Source organism: Streptomyces chlorus, from assembly GCF_042655885.1.
GTDB classification, from domain to species: Bacteria; Actinomycetota; Actinomycetes; order Streptomycetales; family Streptomycetaceae; genus Streptomyces; species Streptomyces chlorus.
This window is the reverse complement of record NZ_JBHSOA010000047.1, coordinates 86,558-107,269: the sequence shown is the minus strand read 5'-3', so window position 1 is coordinate 107,269 and position 20,712 is coordinate 86,558. Positions and strand designations below refer to the sequence as shown.

Annotated in this window: 13 protein-coding genes and 4 pseudogenes; 11 read left to right on the top strand and 6 right to left on the bottom strand. The window is 71.5% G+C overall.

Going from position 1 to position 20,712, the window contains the following annotated elements; genetic code table 11:
• Positions 1 to 124 precede the first annotated feature (124 nt).
• On the bottom strand, positions 125 to 958 hold the full coding sequence (locus ACFPZI_RS22225) for a ParB N-terminal domain-containing protein (protein WP_381219784.1): 834 nt from the start codon (positions 956 to 958) through the stop codon (positions 125 to 127).
• Between the two features lie 370 nt (positions 959 to 1,328).
• Between ACFPZI_RS22225 and ACFPZI_RS22220 the strand changes: the two genes are divergently transcribed.
• Positions 1,329 to 7,340 (top strand): AAA domain-containing protein, encoded by a 6,012-nt coding sequence (locus ACFPZI_RS22220; RefSeq protein ID WP_381365651.1) that lies wholly within the window; start codon positions 1,329 to 1,331, stop codon positions 7,338 to 7,340.
• A 51-nt stretch (positions 7,341 to 7,391) separates the two neighbouring features.
• On the opposite strand, the pseudogene ACFPZI_RS22215 reads toward ACFPZI_RS22220, so the two are convergent.
• A pseudogene (locus tag ACFPZI_RS22215) lies at positions 7,392 to 8,834 on the bottom strand (UvrD-helicase domain-containing protein); the annotation flags it as partial.
• On the opposite strand from ACFPZI_RS22215, the pseudogene ACFPZI_RS22210 reads away from it, so the two are divergent.
• The 3 genes and pseudogenes from ACFPZI_RS22210 to ACFPZI_RS22200 all read left to right on the top strand — a co-directional run.
• A pseudogene (locus ACFPZI_RS22210) lies at positions 8,829 to 9,011 on the top strand (hypothetical protein); the annotation flags it as partial. The pseudogenes ACFPZI_RS22215 and ACFPZI_RS22210 sit on opposite strands and share 6 nt — an antisense overlap.
• Entirely contained in the window at positions 9,008 to 9,766 is a 759-nt protein-coding gene (gene drmC, locus ACFPZI_RS22205; RefSeq protein WP_381365648.1) for a DISARM system phospholipase D-like protein DrmC, read from the top strand. The pseudogene ACFPZI_RS22210 and the gene drmC, both read left to right, overlap by 4 nt.
• A gap of 284 nt (positions 9,767 to 10,050) precedes the next feature.
• A complete protein-coding gene (locus tag ACFPZI_RS22200; protein WP_381365692.1) occupies positions 10,051 to 10,353 on the top strand; it encodes a hypothetical protein in 303 nt (100 codons plus the stop codon).
• A gap of 216 nt (positions 10,354 to 10,569) precedes the next feature.
• Here the strand turns inward: ACFPZI_RS22200 and ACFPZI_RS22195 are convergent.
• A pseudogene (locus tag ACFPZI_RS22195) lies at positions 10,570 to 10,746 on the bottom strand (transposase); the annotation flags it as partial.
• 489 nt (positions 10,747 to 11,235) lie between these two features.
• Between ACFPZI_RS22195 and ACFPZI_RS22190 the strand changes: the two are divergent.
• Entirely contained in the window at positions 11,236 to 11,478 is a 243-nt protein-coding gene (locus tag ACFPZI_RS22190; protein ID WP_381365689.1) for a transposase, read from the top strand.
• Between the two features lie 380 nt (positions 11,479 to 11,858).
• Here ACFPZI_RS22190 and ACFPZI_RS22185 read toward each other — a convergent pair whose 3' ends face one another.
• On the bottom strand, positions 11,859 to 12,620 hold the full coding sequence (locus ACFPZI_RS22185) for a CDP-alcohol phosphatidyltransferase family protein (protein WP_381365645.1): 762 nt from the start codon (positions 12,618 to 12,620) through the stop codon (positions 11,859 to 11,861).
• A 108-nt stretch (positions 12,621 to 12,728) separates the two neighbouring features.
• Here ACFPZI_RS22185 and ACFPZI_RS22180 point away from each other — a divergent pair, with 108 nt between their 5' ends.
• The 5 genes from ACFPZI_RS22180 to ACFPZI_RS22160 all read left to right on the top strand — a co-directional run bounded on the left by ACFPZI_RS22180 (position 12,729) and on the right by ACFPZI_RS22160 (position 18,008).
• A complete protein-coding gene (locus ACFPZI_RS22180) occupies positions 12,729 to 13,712 on the top strand; it encodes a zinc-dependent alcohol dehydrogenase (RefSeq protein ID WP_381365643.1) in 984 nt (327 codons plus the stop codon).
• 198 nt (positions 13,713 to 13,910) lie between these two features.
• The gene (locus ACFPZI_RS22175; protein ID WP_381365641.1) at positions 13,911 to 14,309 is read left to right on the top strand and encodes a 6-pyruvoyl trahydropterin synthase family protein; all 399 of its coding nucleotides are present in this window, start codon (positions 13,911 to 13,913) and stop codon (positions 14,307 to 14,309) included.
• Positions 14,306 to 15,583 (top strand): glycosyltransferase family 4 protein, encoded by a 1,278-nt coding sequence (locus ACFPZI_RS22170; protein ID WP_381365638.1) that lies wholly within the window; start codon positions 14,306 to 14,308, stop codon positions 15,581 to 15,583. Before ACFPZI_RS22175 ends, ACFPZI_RS22170 begins: the two co-directional genes overlap by 4 nt.
• Positions 15,584 to 15,660: 77 nt before the next feature.
• The gene (locus ACFPZI_RS22165; RefSeq protein WP_381365686.1) at positions 15,661 to 16,677 is read left to right on the top strand and encodes a class I SAM-dependent methyltransferase; all 1,017 of its coding nucleotides are present in this window, start codon (positions 15,661 to 15,663) and stop codon (positions 16,675 to 16,677) included.
• A gap of 11 nt (positions 16,678 to 16,688) precedes the next feature.
• Entirely contained in the window at positions 16,689 to 18,008 is a 1,320-nt protein-coding gene (locus tag ACFPZI_RS22160) for a lysylphosphatidylglycerol synthase transmembrane domain-containing protein (RefSeq protein ID WP_381365635.1), read from the top strand.
• Here the strand turns inward: ACFPZI_RS22160 and ACFPZI_RS22155 are convergent.
• A pseudogene (locus ACFPZI_RS22155) lies at positions 17,894 to 18,652 on the bottom strand (creatininase family protein); the annotation flags it as partial. The gene ACFPZI_RS22160 and the pseudogene ACFPZI_RS22155 overlap by 115 nt on opposite strands.
• A 41-nt stretch (positions 18,653 to 18,693) precedes the next feature.
• Here ACFPZI_RS22155 and ribA point away from each other — a divergent pair.
• A complete protein-coding gene (gene ribA, locus ACFPZI_RS22150) occupies positions 18,694 to 19,353 on the top strand; it encodes a GTP cyclohydrolase II (RefSeq protein WP_381365633.1) in 660 nt (219 codons plus the stop codon).
• Between the two features lie 28 nt (positions 19,354 to 19,381).
• Here the strand turns inward: ribA and ACFPZI_RS22145 are convergent, their stop codons facing one another.
• Complete coding sequence (locus ACFPZI_RS22145) at positions 19,382 to 20,629, bottom strand: serine hydrolase domain-containing protein (protein ID WP_381365630.1); 1,248 nt, start codon at positions 20,627 to 20,629, stop codon at positions 19,382 to 19,384.
• Positions 20,630 to 20,712: the final 83 nt, after the last annotated feature.

Sequence of the window (20,712 nt, the reverse complement as noted above, 5' to 3'; positions counted from 1 at the left end):
CCTGCCGGGCACGGGTCGGTGGTCCCGTCCGGCGAGTTGAACCCCGGTGGCGGCGGCCACTCAATCTAGGGGCAATCGATCTACGATGACACCGCTTCGGATACTTCGGGTGGAGTGCCCGGGATCATCCGGTCACATGCGTGATGCCCGTCTGCTTGGAGACGCGCGGCATCGTCTCGTTGGGGGAGCGGCGCAGAAGTTTGATGGAACGGCACTCGACCCAGGCGTTCCATGCCTTGAGGTAGTAGAGCAGGTGCTCGCGCGAGTCGTCGCGGCGCCGGAGTGCGGTACCCCTGGCCAGACCCAGCATGGTGTTGCGCAGGGTGAGTCGGGGGTCGCCCGGCTCCAGCCGTGCGCCGGTCACCAGCCCCTCCTTCCAGGGGGACTGATCGACGTCGGGGCGTGCGCGCGTGGTGATGTACCAGCCGATCGTCGCCGCCGTGACGGTGATGCCGCAGCCGCGGTTGCAGGCGATGCCGTGCTGTACGGCCTCGCGGATGCCGGGGTGCTCGGCGAGCAGGGTCAGGAGCTGGTCGTTGCTCGTGACGGACGAGCCGCCGCTCCAGGCGGAGTTCGGCGCGTTCAGGTAGAGATGCAGGCCGCGCAGGGCCGCGGCCAGGTGGGTCGCGTTGGCCTCACCGGCGAGTGCGAGGGTGTCGCGGCCGGTGCGCTTGCGGCCGGTGTCCATCACGGTGAACGCCGTGCGGGGCACGCCGCGCGCGACGGTCAGCGGCACTGTGAGGCCGGCCTTGACCACTGCGGCCAGCCGGTGTTGACCGTCGATCAGTACGTCGTCCTCGTCGAAGGCGATGCCCTGGTGGGTCAACTGCCATTCCCCACGCTGGATCCGGGCCGCCAACTGCTGGACGGTCGCCTTGCTGAGCGGCCTGTTGTTGGTGTTGCGAGTGAGCCACTCGGCAGCCAACTCCGGTGTGACGTCGAGTACTTCCATGTGCATGGCGGGTGGCCGCCTTTCCTTGGACGACGAGCGCACGGGTGTGATGCTTCGGATAGCGTGCCTTACTAATGTGAACAGAGTCAACGGCTATTAATGAGTGGTGGCGTGTTTTGCGTCGCGTGTATCTGTCGTGGGCCGCAAGGTGGGGGTGGTGCGGGTGGTCGCCGCATACTCGCTCGGGGTGCGCCGGGTGTCATGTGACTCCGGAGCGCGATGTGTCGATGAGGTTGCTGCTACGCTCCTCCCCGTGTGCTCAGTTCACACCTTGTCGATGCGTCAGGGGGGCGTGGTTGGCGGTGTGCCCGGCGTGGGCGGGGCACATTTGACGAAGGCGGCCACAGGGTGGCCCTCAGCAGCAGTGGGGTGGCGTGTGAGCCAGCACGAGAGCGGCCCGGGCGACAGCGCGCGGCCGACCGGTTCCGACTATCAGTACGACGACGGACTGCACGTGCGCGTGGACGGCGTGGCGCCGTACGAGCTGGTCGATCCCGAGGACTCGTACGGGTACCGCGAGGGTGACGATCTGGTGCGCTGCACCCTGTATCTCAGCAACGGCACGGACCGGCCCATCGACGTCGACGGCATCACGCTGCTGGTGCGCAGCGGGCCCTACGGCAAGACGGGCCGACGGGTGCAGGACCACCGGGCCGAGACGCTCGACGGTGAGCTCGGAGGCAGGCTGCTCAAGGGCCGTCGTGCGTCGGCGACCTGGGCGTACAGCATCCCGGCCGGTACCGCCGGAGAGCTGGACATCGAGGTGCGGTTCCCGAGCTCCCACGACCGCGAGAGTGTCACCTTCACCACGGCCGTTGCCTCTGCCTCCGTCGCCGTCTCCGGCGGCGATCCTCGGGCGGCTTTCGCGCGCGAGGCTCCCGCACTGCTGCCGGACCAGGCCGCCCTCTTCGGCGATCAACAGGCTTCCCTGTTCACGGACGAGGAACCGACACCCGCGGGCCCCGTGCAGATGTCCACGAGCCACCACGACGGCAGGAATACCGATCACGACGCCGGATCACCCCGGCCCATCGCCGGAGCCCCCCTCGGGGCCGTCCCCGCGCAGCCCAGCCGCGGCGGGGCCCCGGCGCCGGCCTCCGGCACGCACGAGCCGACCGACGCCGCCCGCGTGCGGCAGATCTTCCGGTTCCTCGCCGAGGCCGAGGAGTCCAAGGCGCGGCCCGTGCGCACCCTGGACGGCGCCGCCGGCACCGTGTGGTTCGAGGAACTGCCGCACGACGACGGCGTGGCGGTCATGCTCGACGGGGCGCTGGCCACCGACGACCCCGCCTGGGTGACCGTCGAACGCCCGGAGCGCGAGGACGCGCCCCCTCCCGATCCGCTCCTCGCCCCGTGGGTGGACGACACCCGCCTGAGGGACTTCAAGCAGATTCGTGCCCCGCACCTGCGCCGCCGGATCGAGCCCGAGTTCCCGGACTGGTCCGAGGGGATCCCGCTCGAGAAGACCTACCACGAGCTGGACGAGCACCCGAAGCGTGAGCGGATCGAGAAGCTGTACGCCGCCTGGGAGGAGGAGTGGCGCGCGTGGGCGGAGCGACGCCGCGCGATCGACCCCGTCGTGCGGCTGTACGACCGGCTCCACAAGATGCACGAGGACGCCGCCAACCTCGGCGAGGCCTACGAACTCGTCCTCGGGCTCGGGCGGCTGACCTGGCAGACCACCACCGGGCACCGGGTGGAACGGCACCTGGTCACCCACCGGGCCGTGATCCACCTCGACCCGTCCACCGGCACCCTCACCGCCGCCCCCGACCCCACGGGCACCGGACTGGAACTGGAAGAGGGCATGCTGGAAGGCGCCCAGCACGTCCCGGGGGCCGTCCGGGAGGAGATCGTCCGGGTGCTGGAGGGCGCCTCGGACGTGACCGACCCCGAACACCTCGACGCCCTGCACACCGCCCTGCGCAGCTGGGTGAACGCCGCGCACAGCGCGGGGAGCTACTCACCGGCCGTGGAGCGCGCCAAGCCGCGCAGCCTCGACGTACCGCAGGTGGGGTTCACGCCCGCACTCGTGCTGCGTGAACGCAGCCGCCGGTCGATGATGGACGCTCTCAAGGCCATCGCCCGTCAGGTCGACGCGGGCACCGAGCCCACCGAGCTGCTCGCCTACGTCGCGGGCCGCGACGGGGCGCTGACCGCGGCCGACCTCGCGGCGGCCGAGGACGACGGGACGGGCAGCGACACCGGCGAGATGTACTTCGCGCTCCCCGCCAACGAGGAGCAGCGCACCATCGCAGAGCGGCTGCGGGCCAACCGGCTCGTCGTCGTCCAGGGACCGCCCGGCACCGGCAAGACACACACCATCGCCAACCTGGTCACGGACCTGCTCGCCCAGGGCAAGCGCGTCCTCATCACCAGCCACACGCCACGGGCCCTGCGCGTCCTCCGGGACAAGCTGCCCGAGTCCATCCGTGACCTGTGCGTCAGCCGCACGGAGGACGGTGCCGCCGCCCAGCGCGAGCTGGAGGCCTCCGTCCAGCGGATCCTGAGCGAGTACGCCGGCTACGACGCGAAGGCCTCGCAGAAGGACATCCGTACCCTCCAGGCGCGTCTCGCCAGGGCGCGCGGTGCCCAGCAGGCCATGCTGCGCGATCTCGCCGTCCTGCGTGAGCAGGAGATCCACCGTTTCGACGCGGAGATCGGCGACTACAGCGGAAGCCTCCAGGAGATCGCCGAACGCCTGACCGCCGAGGCGGGACAGTACGAGTGGCTCGGCGCGGTCCCGCGGGAACAGCCCGTCCTGGGCGCGGCCGAAGCGTTGGGCCTGCTGCACACCACTCGCGCCTACACCCCGCACCACCAGGCCCTCGCCGCCGATGTACCCGGTCCCTCCGAGCTGGTCGACCCCGGTGATTTCGAGGATGCAGTCCGTGTCGTCCGTTCGGCCGACGAAGCGCACGCGGCCGTCCGGAAGGACGCGCTCTGCGCGCAGTACGACATGGCGGTACGTGGTCTCGACGACGCCGCACAGCGGAAACTCTCGGCCGCGCTCGACGCGTTCTCCGGCGCTCGGGCCCGTGCCGCGTCGCTCGCAGCCGCAGCCGGCCCGTGGGCGCTCTCCCTCCTGGAAGAGGTCACCGCCGGCCAGGACTGGCAGACGCGGAGCCGGCAGGCCGCTGTCACCGACGCCCTCACGGCGGTCGACGCCTCGCTCACCACGCTGGGCACCGCCCTGGTCAGCGGGCTGGAGCAGTACGACCCGGCCCCCGCACTCGGCCAGGCCACCACCCTGCACGACGGGCTCACCCAGGGACACAAACTGCGTGGCACTCTCGGCCTGCGCTCGAAGCTGGCCAAGGCCGTCGGCCCCTTCGTGGAGAGCGTCCGGGTCGACGGACGGCCCCCGGAGGACATCGCGACCGCCGCCGTCGTCGTCGCCCGCGTCCAACTGGAACTGCGCCTGGCACAGGTCGAGTCCGAATGGGGAGCGCCCGCCGGCGCCTGGCAGGGACACGGTCCGCGCCTCGCCCGCCTGCGGCAGGAGGCGGCCGTACTCGACGCGCTCCTGACCGTGTCCGCCACCCGCACGGACGTCCTCACCGAGGCTTCCACCTCCCCGCAGCTGGCCGTCGCCACCTGGCACGACACGACCGTCGAGAACGCCGTACGCGCCCTGCTGCGCGCGGCGAGCACGCTGCGCGCCGCCGAGCGGTCCCGGCGGGTCATCGCGGACACCGAGGAACTCCTGCGCTCCTGGAACGACCGGCCCGCGGTCTCACCCGCCGTCGCTCGCGCGCTCGAGAGCGTGCGTGCCCAGGACCACGACGGCTACCGCGAGTTCAGCCACAAGATCGCCGAGGTCCGCGAAGCCGCCCGGCTGCGCGCGGAGCAGCACGCCGCCCTCACCCGTGTCGGTGAGGAGTTCCCCGCCCTCGCCGAGCGGATCACCGACACCGCCGAGGACACCACGTGGGACATCCGGCTGCCCGACCTGGCCGAAGCCTGGGCCTGGTCCGCATGGCGCGAGCGCATGGAGCGGCTCACCGACCCGGAAGCCGAGCGCACCCTGCGCAGGAAACTGACCGAGGCCGACGACGAGGCACGCATCATGCTCGCCCGGCTCGCCGCCGCACGGGCCTGGCACCGCTGCCTCGGCCTGCTCACCGGCGACCAGTCCCGCGCGCTCAGCGCCTACCAGCAGGCCGCCCGCCGCATCAAGGGCAAGTACCAGCACCGCTACCGGCGCGACGCGCAGGCGGCGCTGCGCAAGGCACAGGCTGCGGTGCCGGCCTGGATCATGCCGCTGCACCAGGTCGCCGAGACGGTCCCGATGGACCGGCCGGGGATGTTCGACGTCGTCATCGTCGACGAAGCCAGCCAGTCGGGCCTGGAGGCCATGCTGCTGAGCTGGCTCGCCGACCGCATGGTCGTCGTCGGTGACAGCAAGCAGGTCAGCCCCTCCAACGTCGGCCTCAAGCAGGACGAGTACTTCCACCTGAGGGACCGGCTGCTCACCTCGCTCGAACCGGACGTCCGCAGCCTGTTCGGCCCCGAGTCCAGCTTCTTCGACCTGACCGAAGCCCTCTCCGCCGGACGGGGCACGCTCATGCTCAAGGAACACTTCCGGTGCATGCCGGAGATCATCTCCTTCTCCAACGAGCTCTGCTACAACGGCAGGCTGCAGCCTCTGCGACAGTACGGCGCCGACCGCCTGCCCCCGGTGCGGACCGTTCACGTGGAGGACGGCGAGGCCCTCGGCGCCAACACCCGACTGGCCAACACGGCAGAGGCCGAAGCCCTCGTCGACACCGTCGTGCGCTGCTGCGCCGACCCCGCGTACGACGGGAAGACCATGGGCATCATCACGCTGCGTGCGAGCAAGGGGCACCTGACGGAGCTGGAGAACCTGCTCGCGGAGCGTCTCGACTACGAGCAACGCGAGGAGCGGCGCATCCGGATCGGGGACGCCGAGGACTTCCAGGGCGACGAACGCCACGTCATGTTCATCTCCTGCGTCAACTCGGCGACCACCGCGGCCGGAACGGTGCCGGGCGGCTTCAACGGAAAGACGTACGAGCAGCGGCTCAACGTCGCAGCGTCCCGGGCCCAGGACCAGGTGTGGGTCTTCCACAGCGCCCGGGCCGAGCAGTTCCACGAGAACGACCTGCGTCGTCGGTGGCTGGACCATCTCACCCGGCCTGCCGAGGACGACGGCGTCGCACTGGACGGGGAGGTCCTGCCCGACGTGCGGCACGCGGCGTTCGACAGCCTGTTCCAGCAGCAGGTGTACCTGGAGCTGGCGACTCGCGGCTACCGCGTGCGACCGGCGTATCGCGTCGGACGCCACACGATCGACCTGGTCGTGGAAGGCGGCACCCGCAGGCTCGCGGTCGCCTGCGACGGCGACGCCTTCGCGGAGGGCGAGGACGCCTCCACCGCGGCCGCTCGCCAACGCGACCTGGAGCGCGTCGACTGGACCTTCGTCCGGATCCGCGGCAGCCGGTTCCATCTCGACCGGGAACAGGCACTGGCACCGCTCTGGGCCGAACTGGAGCGGCTGGGTATCGAGCCGGTAGCGGAGGACGACGAGAGCGCCCCTGTCCACGCCGCTGATGTCCCGGCGGCCGAGGACACGTGGGCCGGTGGTACGGACGTGGCGCGTGAGGACGCGGAGCACCCGTACGAGGAGGTCCCGCTCAGCCCGGGCTCCGGGGATGACGCCCCGGCGACCGAGGACGAGCCGGACGCGGGTACCGAAGGGGTGCCGCTTTCGGGGGCCCCGCCCACGGGCGAATCCGGGGAGGCGCGCGTGACCGAACCGGCGGCCCACTCCCGCAACGGGGCCGTATCCACGGTGACCAGTACCGTGCGGACCGCGACAGCAGCGCCCGAGATCACCACTGGGCCGCCGGCATCCGCTCCCGCATCAGGTCAGGGGCCGGGAGTTCCGCGAACCGCGCGCGGCGGCGCGCTGCCGGTCCAGGAGATTCCCGCCGCCGCCTTCCAGCGGCTGGTCCGCGAGATGCAGCAGTTGCAGACCGCAGTCGACGCCCCGGACGAGACCCCCGACGGAATGGAACCGGCGAACCTCGTCTTCCTGAGGAAGACCCAGGCCGATCAGAGGGACCGGCGCGCGAAGCGCCTGGCGTTCCTGCGGACCTTCCTCGACGCCGTCCGTGTCGCGGGCGAGGCGGACCCGCCGAGGGTCGTGATCCCCGGTGCTCTGCTCGTCCTGGAATTCGACGGTCAGGTGGACGAGGACACCCTGTACACGGTCGCCGAGCTGCCCGTGGACGGAGCGGACGTCGTCTCACCGTCGTCCCCTCTGGGACATGCGCTCATGTGGCAGCCGAGGGGCCGTGAGATCTCCTACGAGGCCGCTCAGGACAAGGCGCTCACGGTTGTCGTCCGGGAGATCCGGGTCTGAAGCCCGGGTCCGTCGAGGTGGGCGGGGGCCGACGGCCCCCGCCCACCCGTCTCAGCCCGCGACCGGTTCCAGCAGGGGGCTGCGCTCACCGCTCCACGAGATCGCCAGCGCGTCGCGTGCCCGGGTGCACGCCACGAACAGCAGGCAGTGCTCGGCCAGCAGGTCGGACTCGTGCTGCACCGGGTCCACGTCCGCGGGCGTCACCTGCGGTGCGAAGGGCAGTACCTTCGACGTCACACCGACCACGGCCACGCACCGGAACTCCAGTCCCTTCATCGCGTGCATCGTCGCCACCCGCACCCCGGACACCTCCGGGCCGGGGTCGTCCTTGACCGCGACCGCGGGGATGCGCTCCCTGCGCAACCGCGCGATGACGGTGTCGACCAGCGTGTTGAACCTCGCGCACACCGCCACCTCGGACGGCTTGACCCCGTCCTGGTCGATCCAGGTGCGGATCTGCTCCACCAGCGCCCGCAGTTCCTCCTCCTGACTCGCGTGGCCCTGGGCGGCCGGGACACGGCCGTGCAACTGCGAGCGATAGCCCCGCAGGGAGTCGTGGCCGCCGTCCTCGTCGTCGTCCTCACCGAGCCGGCCGACCGGCCGGCCGTCGAGGAGGGAAGCGGACCAGCGCAGGATCTCCTCCGTGCTCCGGTAGTTGATCCGGAGCCGGGACGTGCGCCCCCGGACGTTGACACCGAGCGAGCGCAGCGACACCCGGGAGTCGTAGATGCGTTGGTGGGGGTCCCCGACGACGAACATGTCGTCGGCCTGCGGGGCGGCACAGGCGCGCAGTACCCGCCACTGCGCCGGGTGCAGGTCCTGCGCCTCGTCGACGACGACATGACGGTACCGGGGGCCGCTCTCGGCCAGGATGCGCGCGGCCTGGTCGCACAGTTGCGTGTACGTCGCGGAGTCACGGGAGGCGAGGTCGGCGGTGAAACGCTCCATGACCCGCCACAGACGTGCCCGTTGCACTCTCCCCACCTGGGTGCCCCGCCCACGCCGTACGCACCGCAGATACTCCTCCGGTGTCCGCAGTCCCTGAGCCAGCACGACGTTGCGGAACTCCTGGGCCAGGAAGGTCTCCGTCCAAGGCAGCTCCTCGCGGGCGACGGCGCGCGTCCAGGCGCTTCTCTCGGCGGCGGCCGACAGCGGCTTCGGTGAACCGCCCCGTGCTTCACGGATCACCCGGGCGGCGAGAGAGTCCACCGTCGTGACGTCGACGCGGTTCAGCAGATGGGCGTCGGTGTCGCCGAGGAGCAGGGCCAGACTGTCCCGCAGGGAGGCCGCCATGGCGTTGGTGAAGGTGGTGAGCAGGATGCGGTCGCCGTCCCGGCCGGTGCGCAGCAGGTGCCGGACGCGGTGCAGCGCGACCACCGTCTTGCCGGTGCCGGGGCCGCCGGTGACCTGGGCCGGCCCGTTGAAACCGGGGTGGTAGGCGTACCGGCGCTGGGCGGGGTGGAGGAAGATGCGCCAGCGGGTCAGGTCCTCGGTTCGGAACGTCTGCCGCAGGACCCGGCGGACTTCCTGCACGGAGCTGCCTGCCACGTCTGCCTCTTCGTGTCCGAGACCACCTGCGAGCGGGGCAACAGGTTCCTGGACCGCCGGTTCCTGGTCCCTCTCTCCGGAGACGAGGAACAGATACTGACCCCGGTCGGCCTGCTGCCGTGAGCAGGCGCGAGTTCGAGGCCTCCGTCGAGGTTGCCGTGGCGGCCCTCGGCCCCTCGCGCGGCAAGGACCTCGCCGGTCTGCTGGCCTTGGGCAGGGGCGAGGAAGGCGTACTGACGGAGCTGGCGACACCGCGAATTCGTCAGCCCGTCGCGGCCCTGTACGAGGCGATGAGGAAGGAGTCGGTGTCGACGGTCGAGGCCGCGGCGTACGTGCGGGGGTATGTCGCCGCACTGCTGCACTCCCGTGACGAGGTGCGGGTGCGCACCGTGTGGAGCGGTCCCTCGACACCGGCCGTACCGGTGCGTGCGACCGCGCAGGTGCTGGTGGAGGTCATCAACGAGGCGCGGGACGAACTGCTGGCCATGACATACGCGGCCCGCCCGTATCCGGCGCTCACCCAGGCACTGATGAACGCGGCGGCACGTGGCGTGCGCACGGACATCGTGGTGGAGACCCTGGCCGGTGCGCGGGGCCTGCTCTCGGGACGGGAGCCTGCCGAGGCGTTCTCGGGAGTGCCGGGCGTACGCCTGTGGCACTGGGCACGCCACTCGGGCGAGCACGCGTACTCGCGTCAGCACGCCAAAGTCGCGATCGCCGACCGGAACACGCTCTTTCTGGGGAGCGCCAACCTGACGGAGTCGGCAGCGCGGCGAAACATTGAAGCGGGGGTCCTGGTGAGAGGCGGTGACGCGCCACGACGGGCGGCGGAGCACATCGTGGAACTGCAACGGCTCGGTGTGCTGAAGCCCTTGTGATCGTCACTGCCGACGCAGATGACGGCTTCGCGCCAAGCCGAAGGGTGGGTGGTTTCCGAGTCGACCCTTGTCAGGCGATGGCGCAGGTGCGGGTCGGTCGCTACGGCATCAGGAAGGTCACCGGCGACGGCAAGAACGGGTGCGCGGTGCCCATCGCCGCACACCCGTGAATCATGGGCGTGCACCGTGCCCGGCTGCTCGACGCGACCGGTATCGAGCAGCCGGACCGGACCAGCGGGCCGGACGCCGAAGGGGCGGTGCAAGGGGGACGGTGAAGTTTCCCCGTGATCTTGGGCATGTCGTCGTTGCGCCGCGAGAGCCTGGTCCTGTTGGTGACGCAGACGTGTCTCATGGGGCGTGAGGTAGCCCCAGTGGATGTGTTTGCGCAGACGGCGTCGGTTGTAGAAGGTCTCGACGAAGTCGAAGATGTCGGCGCGGGCGGTGGCCCGGTCGGGCCAGAGGCGGGTGCCGATCTCTTCTTTCAGTACGGCCCAGGAGCTCTCCGCGGCGGCGTTGTCGAAGCGGCTGCCGGTCCTGTGCCGCTCGGAAAGTCATCGCCGCAGGCGGCAGCGATGATGTTGCGCTGACTGGGAGCATGTCAGGGCGATCGCGTTCCTGGTGTACAAGGTGCCCCGGAAGCTGCTGTCCGTCCCCTCGGTACTGCTGCGCGGCGATGCGGCGAAGGACGCAGAGTTACTCGTGCCGCGGCACGAGAACGCCGTACCGCGCCGCCAACTCGACGGGCCCGGTCCGCTACGAGCCGGCCGACCGGGCTCCAGTGCGCCGCCCGCTTCGGGCTGATACCCCGACGGCAGCCGCTCGGCCATCGGCTGGATCGACTTGCGCCGACCGTCCGGCATCAGGCCCCGCAGATAACACGCGCCCCACCGCCGCTGATCCCGCCGCGGCAGCGAGGCGAACACATCCGCCACGAATTCCGGCAACTCACCCCGGAGCCGTTCCACCTCCCCCAACCTCATGCCAGGAAGATGCCCGCCACCAGGCGAGATCACCCGACGTAACGAAGCACTGGGATGCCTCCCATGACTTGCATCCGAAGGGGCTGTGCCGCGTAGGACACCGGCTTCACTGCGACCGAGGGAAAGCGGCTGGGGAAGGCCTTGGGCGCGGTATCGCGATGTCCCAGGTTTGTCGGGGGCGGTGAATGCCGCCGTACGCGTGCTTGAACGGGAGCGGTTGTCTCCGGGCATCGTGTCCGTGGCACTGAGCGTGTGGTCTGTGCGTGTCCACGGCACCAAGCGCCGTTGGAGGCTGTGGGAGGCAGAGTTCGCCTGCCCGTGCTGCGGTGAGGGCTGGTCCCGGGACAAGCTGCAAGAGGCTCTGTTCATGCTGCCGCCGAGGGCGGCCACCGAACTCCGCGCGGAGATCGAGCGCCTGGACGCGGTGCTACTCGGGCGAACGCACCACGAGCCCGTGGCAGATCCGGAGTCGGCGTGGTGGCGTCGCAGATGCTGACCGTGCCGTGCCGTCCACTGATTCGTCGGCTCTTGCATGACTGGTCGGGGGATCTGACAGAGGCGGAGTGGCGACGTCTGAAGCCACTCCTGCCCGCGGGTATCAACCGCTGCGGGCGGTGGCGGGACCACCGTCAGGTGGTCGACGGCATCCTGCACCGCGTGCGGACCGGGGTGCAGTGGCGTGACCCGGCATCAAGCCGGGACGGCCTCCGCTCTGGTCGAAGAGGCAGTTGATGGACGGCAGATCCACCTGGCCTGCGAACAGCGGCAACGTCCGCTCTCGTTCCTCATCACGCCCGGCCAGTGGGCGACTCCCCGCAGTACCGGGCAGTCTTGGCGGCGATCCGGGTGCCTCGGCTCGGGCCGGGCCGTCCACGCGTCCGCCCTGATCGCGTGCGGGTCGACCGGGCCTACAGTTCTCGCGCCCACCGGGCCCACCTACGCGAACGAGGCATCAAGGCGACCATTCCCGAGCCCGCTGACCAAGTCGGCCACCGGCGGCGGCGTGGCCCCGACGACCGCGTCCCACTCCTCGTCCGTTTCCACCGGAGGCAGCATGATCGGGACCGTAGGCCGCCGGGTTGCCGGGAGGCAACGGAATTTCACGGCGCGTGTCACCCCGCGACAAGCTCCCGCACCGGCTGCTCCGAGCGAGCGTGCCGCACCCGCGAGGTCCGCCGCAGCCACAGCACGTCCCGGCCGAACGACCACACCAGCAGCCCCAGCGCCAGCGCCGCCACCCCGACGTTGACCAGGTGCGGCAGCAGGTTCGCGCCCGCCACCAGCAGGAGTACGCCCTGGAGCGCGGCCACCGTCTTGCGGGCCGTGCTCGGCGGCAGCGCGGCGTTCAGCCACGGCCACACCCGGGCCGCGGCGACGAAGACGTACCGCATACCGCCGATCAGCAGCACCCAGGGCCCCATCGCCATCGACACGTACACGCTGAGCACCAGGATGAGGAACGCGTCCACCTCCATGTCGAAGCGGGCGCCCAGCGGGGTCGACGTGCCGGTCCTGCGGGCCACCTTGCCGTCCACCCCGTCGAGGATGAGGGCCACGGCGGTCAGGCCGACGAACAGGGTGACGGGCGGTGAGTCCTGGAAGGAGTCGGCCACCAGCGCGGTCACCCCGCCGACCAGGATCGCCCGGCCGAGCGTGACCCGGTTGGCCGCGCCGAACGAGCGCAGCCGGGACCGGTGCAGGGCCCGGGAGAGCACCGCCCACGTGGCGATCGCGAACGCGAGGCCGGTCAGCCAGCCCGCAGGGCCCATGCCGATCGCCGTACCGATCAGCGCCAGCAGCAGGACCTGTACGCCCGCCCCCACGGCGGTCTCCTGCTGTACGAGCCTTGCGTCGTAACTGTTGTTCAGGGCCACCGAACACCCTCCGGCTGTGTGACAGAGTCGATCAACGCCGCTACCTTGTGCGCGGCCTGTGCACCCCTCGGTACGCGTGTGACTTGCCGATCGTTCAGGAGGAATTCGATGGACCGCGCCGCTCATGCGTTCTGGCTCGACTCACCGGGACGAGGTGAGATCCGCGAAGTTCCCCTGTCCGCCCCCGGCGAGGACGAGGTCCTGGTGCGCTCGCTGTACTCCGGCGTGAGCCGCGGCACGGAGACCCTCGTCTTCCGCGGCCAAGTGCCCGAGAGCCAGCACGCCGCGATGCGCGCGCCGTTCCAGGAGGGCGACTTCCCCGGACCGGTGAAGTACGGCTACCTCAACGTGGGCGTGGTGGAGGAAGGGCCGAAGACACTCGTCGGGCGGACGGTCTTCTGCCTCTACCCGCACCAGACCCGCTACGTCGTCCCGGCGAGCGCGGTGACACCCGTGCCCGACACCGTGCCCGCCCGACGGGCCGTGCTCGCCGGCACCGTGGAGACCGCCGTCAACGCCCTGTGGGACGCGGCGCCGTTGATCGGCGACCGGATCGCCGTCGTCGGCGGTGGCATGGTCGGCAGTTCGGTCGCCGCGCTGCTGGCCCGCTTCCCGGGCGTACGGGTCCAGCTCGTCGACGCCGACCCCGCGCGCGCCAAGACCGCCGAGGCCCTCGGCGTCGGCTTCGCGCCGCCCGCGGACGCCCTCGGGGAATGCGACCTGGTCGTGCACGCCAGCGCCACCGAACAGGGTCTCGCCCGGTCCCTCGAACTCCTCTCCGCCGAGGGCACGGTGATCGAACTGAGCTGGTACGGCGACCGGAAGGTGAGTCTTCCGCTGGGTGAGGACTTCCACTCACGACGGCTCGTCATCCGCAGCAGCCAGGTCGGCACGGTCTCCCCGGCCCGCCCCGGCCGCAGCTACGCCGACCGGCTCGCCCTCGCCCTCGACCTGCTGACCGACCCTGCCCTGGACGCGCTCATCACCGGCGAGTCGGAGTTCGCGGAACTGCCCGCCCTCATGCCCCGCCTCGCCTCCGGCGAGATCCCGGCACTGTGCCACCTCGTGCGCTACGGCGAGACCGCTGCCTGACCCCGGTTCAGGGCTCGGGCAGGAGTCCGGGCCGGACCCGGGGCCGGACCCGAAGTCAGACCTCCTGTCCGACCTGAGGCCTGACCTGAGAAAAGACACACCTGACGCTGAACGCCGGGAGGCGTACGGCCGTACTACCCGGCATCCCCGGCGGCGAACGGCCGGGGAGCAGACGCGCCGCACCTGGAGGGTCGTCCGTTGTTCAGCATCACCGTCCGCGATCACATCATGATCGCCCACAGCTTTCACGGCGAGGTCTTCGGACCGGCCCAGCGCCTGCACGGGGCCACGTTCCTCGTGGACGCCACATTCCGGCGCGAACAGTTGGACGAGGACAACATCGTCGTCGACATCGGCCTGGCCACACAGGAACTCGGGGCCGTAGTCGGCGAGCTGAACTACCGCAACCTCGACAACGAACCCGACTTCGCGGGGGTCAACACCTCCACGGAGTACCTGGCCAAGGTCATCGCGGACCGGCTCGCCGAGCGCATCCACAAGGGCGCGCTGGGCGAGGGCGCCAAGGGCATCGCGGGGCTCACGATCACCCTGCACGAGTCGCACATCGCCTGGGCGAGTTACGAGCGTGCGCTGTGACCGACACGACGATCCACGTGACCGGCAAGGCCACGGACAAAGCCATCGGCAGCGCCTTCGACCGAACCCGCCTGGACTACGTACCCCAGCAGTCCGCTGCCCAGGCGCCTGCACAGGCCGCTGCCTCATCCGTCGCCGCCCAGGCTTCCGCTCGATGGAACGGCGGGATCATCCCCATGTCCCTGCGCCGTGTGCACTTCCTGATGCCGGGTGGCGTCGACGACCCGTCGGTGCCGAGCGGCGGCAACGCGTACGACCGGCGCGTGTGCCTGGACCTGCCCGGATTCGGCTGGCAGGTGGAGCGGCACGCCGTGGCCGGCGACTGGCCCCGCCCGGACGCCGCCGCCCGCGCCGCACTCGCCCGCACCCTGCGCGAACTGCCGGACGGCACCGTCGTCATGCTGGACGGACTGGTCGCCTGCGGGGTCCCCGAGATCGTCGTCCCGGAGGCGGAACGGCTGCGCATGGCCGTCCTCGTCCACCTCCCGCTCGGCGACGAGACCGGACTCGCCCCGGCGGTCGCCGCCGACCTGGACGCCCGTGAGCGTACGGTGCTGCGCGCGGTGCCCGCCGTGATCGGCACCAGCGACTGGGCGGTACGCCGCCTGGTCTCCCACCACGGACTCGCGCCCGACCGCGTCCACGTCGCCGCTCCCGGCGCCGACATCGCGCCCCTCGCCTCCGGCACCGACGGCGTCTCCCGGCTGCTCTGCGTCGCCGCCGTCACTCCGCGCAAGGGACAGCACCGGCTGGTGGAGGCACTGGCCTCGGTGTCCGACCTGCCGTGGAGCTGCGCCCTGGTCGGCGGGCTCGCCCACGACCCCGAGTACGTCACGCATCTGCGGTACCTGATCGGCAAGCACGGTCTTGAGGACCGGCTCGAACTGACGGGGCCGAAGGCCGGCGCCGACCTCGACGCCAGTTACGCCGCCGCCGACCTGATGGTCCTCACCTCGTACGCCGAGACGTACGGCATGGCGGTCACCGAGGCGCTGGCGCGGGGCATCCCGGTCCTGGCCACCGATGTCGGCGGCCTGCCCGAGGCGGTCGGCCGCGCCCCCGACGGCGGGGTGCCCGGCATCCTCGTCCCGCCGGAGAATCCCGCCGCCATCGCCGTCGAACTGCGCGGCTGGTTCGGCGAGGCGGACGTCCGCCGCCGGCTGAAGGCGGCCGCGCGCGGCCGGCGTGCCGCGCTCGGCGGCTGGGCGAGCACCGCACAGAGCCTGGCGACGGTACTGCGCCGGCTTCCTACCGAACCCCGGAGGGCCGCATGACCGACCAGGCGACGACACAGCAGGCCGGCAGCGGCACTGGCGCCGGCACGGACATCGGCACGAGTGCGGCTACGGCTATGGCTACGGGTGCGGGCCCCGGCACCGGTACGCCGGGCGGTGCGATCCCGGCCCAGCCCGGTCCCCGGGACGACGAGGCCGCGCATTCCGTCATCCCCGGCGCCGGCCCCGCACTGCGTCCCGGTGAACGGGCGATCCTCCGACTGCGCGGGACGGGGAGCGACATCGATTCCGAGGCCGAAGAACCCGCCCGGTACGCGCCCGAGTGGCTCCAGCTGCGCGAGCCCGCCGACGCCTTCGCGCGGGCCCACGATCTGCTCGACCCACTGCGCATCCGGCTCGCCAACCTGCCCCAACGGGCCGACGGTTTCATCATCCACGACATCGGCTGCGGAACCGGCTCGATGGGCCGCTGGCTCGCGCCCCGCCTGGACGGCGCCCAGCACTGGGTCCTGCACGACCGGGACCCCTACCTCCTGCACTTCGCGGCCGTCGCCTCCCCGCGGTCCGCCGCCGACGGCAGTCGCGTCAGCGTGGAGACCCGGCGCGGTGACGTCGCCCGGCTCACCGCGGACGCCCTGGCCGGCGCCTCCCTGGTGACGGCGTCCGCACTCCTCGACGTCCTCACCCGCGAGGACGTCGACGCCCTCGCCGCCGCCTGTGCCGGAGCCGGCTGCCCGGCGCTGCTGACGCTGTCGGTGGCCGGACGCGTCGAACTGACCGCGCCGCACCCGCTGGACCAGGAGATCACCGAGGCGTTCAACGCCCACCAGAAGCGAGGCGGACTGCTCGGCCCGGACGCGGCCACCGCGGCCGCGGAGGCCTTCTCCGAGCACGGGGCGACCGTACGGCTCAACCCGAGCCCCTGGCGGCTCGGTCCCGAGCACGCCGAGCTGACCGCACAGTGGCTGCGGGGCTGGGTCGGCGCGGCGGTGGAGGAACGCCCCGAACTGGCGGAGCCCGCGGGCCGTTACCTGGCCGAGCGCCTGGAAGCCTGCGCGGCGGGCGACCTGCGGGTCGTCGTCCACCACAGCGACCTGCTCGCCCTGTGCCGGCCGGCGGGCGGCGCGGCGTGACTGCCAGGGCGGTGGAGTCTCCGGTAACGGGCCTGCGGGTTCCGGAGACAGCGGCCTCGGGGACGGGGACGGAGACATCCCCGCCGGACTCCGTACGCACCGGCGTCGGCACCGGCGCCGGCCCCCGCGCCTTCCTCGCCCGGCTCAACACCCCCGCCGTACGCACCCGTCTCGGCGCCCTCGCCGGCGTCGTCATCCTCGCCGTGCTGCTGTGGCGCCTGGGCACCGGTGTCCTCGTCGACGGGCTGCGCCGGATCGACGGGCCGTCCCTGCTGGCGGCGCTCGGGATCGGGCTGGTGACCACGGTGTTCAGTGCCTGGCGCTGGGCGCTGGTGGCCCGTGGCCTGCGCATCCGGCTGCCGCTCCTTCCGGCGGTCGCCGACTACTACCGTGCCCTGTTCCTGAACGCGGCGCTGCCCGGTGGCGTCCTCGGCGACGTCCACCGCGCGGTGCGGCACGGGCAGAGCACCGGTGACCTGGGCCGCGGGGTGCGGTCCGTCGTCCTGGAGCGGGCCGCCGGGCAGCTCGCGCTGTTCGCCGCCGGGGCCGTGATGCTGCTGACCATGCCGTCCCCGGTCCGGGACGACATCCGGCAGACGGCACCGCTGGCGGGACTCGCCGCACTGGGCGCCTGCGCCGTCGTCCTCGCCCTGCGCATGAACCGGCCGACGCCGTCCCGCCGGGGCAGGGCACTGCGGTCGGCGCTCGCCGAGGCACGCGAAGGGCTGCTGTCCCGGCGCAACGGGCCGGGCGTCCTCGTCTCCTCCGCCGTCGTCCTCGCCGGATACCTGGCGATGTTCGTGCTCGCCGCCCGTGTCGCCGGAGTCGGCGCGGCGGTGACCGAACTGCTGCCGCTGGCCGTCCTGGCGCTGCTCGCCATGTCGCTGCCGCTGAACGTCGGCGGCTGGGGGCCCCGCGAGGGCGTCGCCGCCTGGGCGTTCGGCGCCGCGGGGCTGGGCGCGGGCCGGGGCCTGACCGTCGCCGTGGTCTACGGAGTGCTCAGCCTCGCGGCGAGTCTGCCCGGCGTGATCGTGCTCGTCGTCCGCTGGTACGCCGGCCTGCGCGCCGGACGTCGGACGGCCGCCACCACCACGGCCCCAGCAGCACCCGCACCCGTACCCGCACCCGTCCCCCATGCCCAGGACGCCCCCGACCGCGCACCGTTCGAACCGAACCGCGCGCCGCTCGCCCCAAACTACGCGCCGCTGCCGCCACCGGAGGCGAGCATCGAGAAATACGCGCCGAAGGAATCCACCAGGCTCACCAGAAGTTCCCTGCCCTTTTCCGCGGAGCCCAGCGAAGGGCGGCCGATGACACCGGAATCGGTATAGGCGGACATTCCCAGCGTGAGCAACTGGCGCCGGTCGTCGGCGACATGATCGGAGTTCTCATAACCGGGTCGGAGCAATTCGGGATGAGTGTGCAGAAGGATGGAGGTCTCGATTTCCCCCGCGTGCATGTCGGTGAGCAGTGAGGTTTCCACGCCGGCGTGCCGGAGCGCGGTCTCCCAGTCCTCCGGGGCGGGGAACAGCGCCATGTGCTCGCCGCGGGCGGAGGATTCCTGAACGACGTTGCCGAGTACGTAGTTTCCGCCGTGTCCGTTGACCACCACCAGGGTGTCCACGCCGGACCGGCGCAGCGAGTCGGCGATGTCCCGTACCACCGCGTGAAGGGTCACGGAGGAGATGGAGACGGTCCCCGGCCAGGCCGCATGCTCGTGCGAGCAGCCGATCGTCACCGGAGGCAGGAGATGCACCGGGTACGCGTCGGCGATCTCCCGCGCGACGGCACACGCCACCAGCGTGTCGGTCGCCAGCGGCAGGAACGGGCCGTGCTGCTCGAAACTGCCGACGGGAAGGACCGCGATCTGCCGTGAGACGTCGGCGCCCCGCTTCCGTACATCTTCTGTAGTATCCGCCGGCAACAGACCGTGGACCGGGCCGTATGCCGCCGACCGCTTTGGTGAACCACTCATATCCTCACGGCCTTTCGTCTCTGCTTAGGAACTCGAGAATCATGACAGAAAACATAGGCGTACTCGGCAAGAAGCCCTCGCAGCGGACCGGCGTGGAACGCGTCGTGAATGCGCCGTTGCCCACCGTGTACGGAAAGTTCCAGGCAGTCGGCTACCTGGACCACGACCGCGGTGACGAACAAGTCGCCCTGGTCTACGGAGACATCGGCACGGACCAGGTCCTCACCCGGCTGCACTCGGAATGCCTGACCGGGGACGCGTTCGGCTCCCAGCACTGCGAGTGCGGCGACCAGCTCGCCTCCGCGCTGCGCGCCGTCGCCGCCGAAGGAGCGGGCGTCGTCGTCTACTTGAGAGGGCACGAGGGCCGCGGCATCGGCCTGCTGGCGAAGCTGCGCGCGATGGCCCTGCAGGCGGAGGGCCTGGACACGGTCGAGGCGAACCTCGCCCTCGGCCTGCCGGTGGACGCCCGCGACTACGGCGTCGCCGCCGGCATCCTCCAGGACCTGGGCGTGGAGTCGGTCCGGCTGATGTCCAACAACCCGCGCAAACGCGACGCGTTGCAGCAGCACGGTATCCAGGTCACCGAGCAGGTACCGCTGTTGATCCCGCCGTGCGAGAGCAACATCACGTACCTGCGCACCAAGCGGGAGCGCCTCGACCACAACCTGCCCCACCTCGACGCGGTGGCGCACTGGTCCTGACGGTGCCCCCGGCCGGACAGCAGCGGGTTCAGCCGGTCACGGCCTCGTGCACGAGCCGCTTGAGGTCCCGGAAGACCGTGTGGGAGGACCGGGGCCGCACCTGCGTGTAGAACTGCACGGTCAGGTCGCGGCCCGGGTCGACCCAGAACGCCGTGGTGGCGACCCCCGTCCAGCCGTACGTGCCGAGGCCGGACGGGGCCCGCGTACGGGACGGGTCGACGACGACGGAGACGCCGAGGCCGAAACCGACGCCCTCGTTGCCGGGCTCGTCGTGGGCCGGACGGCTGCCGAAGGCGCGCAGATCGGCGCCGCCGGGAAGCTGGTTGCGGGTCATCAGGTCCACGGTCTGTGGAGCGAGCAGCCGGACCCCGTCCAACTCGCCTCGCCGCCGCAGGAATTCCACGAATCGGTGCATGTCGTGGGCCGAAGCCACCATGCCACCGCTGCCGGACAGGAACCGGGGCCGGCCGTGCAGCGGCAGCCCGGCGACGGGCTCGAGGCCGCGGCTGTCACCGTCGCCGGAGCCGTCCGTCTCCCCGTACAACTCCGCGAGTCGCCCGGCCTGTTCGCCGGTGACGTGGAACCCGGCGTCCGTCATCCCCAGCGGGCCGAGGATCCGCTCGGCGAAGAAGACGTCGAGCGGCTGCCCGGAGACCACCTCGATGATCCGCCCCAGCACATTGGAGGCGACCGAGTAGTTCCACTGAGTCCCCGGGTCGAACTGCAACGGCAGCCGCGCGTACACGTCGACCGTCCCGGCGAGGTCCGTTCCCGGCGCCACGGACGACTCCAGCCCGGCCTCGCGGTACAGGCCGTCCACGGGATGGGCGTGGTAGAAGGCGAACGTCAGCCCGGCGGTGTGGGACATCAGATGCCGTACGAGCAGGGGGCCCGCGGCGGGACGCGTCCGCATCCCGTCGCCGGAGCCGCTCTCGTACACGCGGGGCTCGGCGAACGCCGGCAGGTGGCGGCCGACCGGGTCGTCCAGGGACAGCCGGCCCTCCTCCACGAGAATCAGCGCGGCCACGGCCGTCACCGGTTTGGTCATCGAGTAGATCCGCCACAGTGTGTCGCTCTCCACCACAAGCCCGGCCGCGACGTCCCGCCGCCCGTACGCCGTGAGGTGGGCGATCCGCCCGCCCCGCGCGACGGACACCAGGAATCCGGGCAGCCGCCCCTCGTCGACCTCGTGCGCGAAGTGCCGGTCCAGCCGGCGCAGCGCCTTCGCGTCCAGACCGGTCTCCTCCGGGTCGGCCTCTTGCCGCAGCAGTCCCATGGCACTCCTTCGATCACGCTCACAAAACGATTGCGGCATACCCAGCCCGGACCATGTCGGACCTCGCCGGAGCACGGGAACAC

Coding starts and splice junctions, on each gene's coding strand:
- ACFPZI_RS22190 (WP_381365689.1), top strand. CDS start 11,236: ATGCTGACCGTGCCGTGCCGTCCACTGATTCGTCGGCTCTTGCATGAC.
- ACFPZI_RS22180 (WP_381365643.1), top strand. CDS start 12,729: ATGGACCGCGCCGCTCATGCGTTCTGGCTCGACTCACCGGGACGAGGT.
- ACFPZI_RS22225 (WP_381219784.1), bottom strand. CDS start 958: ATGCACATGGAAGTACTCGACGTCACACCGGAGTTGGCTGCCGAGTGG.
- ACFPZI_RS22145 (WP_381365630.1), bottom strand. CDS start 20,629: ATGGGACTGCTGCGGCAAGAGGCCGACCCGGAGGAGACCGGTCTGGAC.
- ribA (WP_381365633.1), top strand. CDS start 18,694: ATGACAGAAAACATAGGCGTACTCGGCAAGAAGCCCTCGCAGCGGACC.
- ACFPZI_RS22165 (WP_381365686.1), top strand. CDS start 15,661: ATGGCTACGGGTGCGGGCCCCGGCACCGGTACGCCGGGCGGTGCGATC.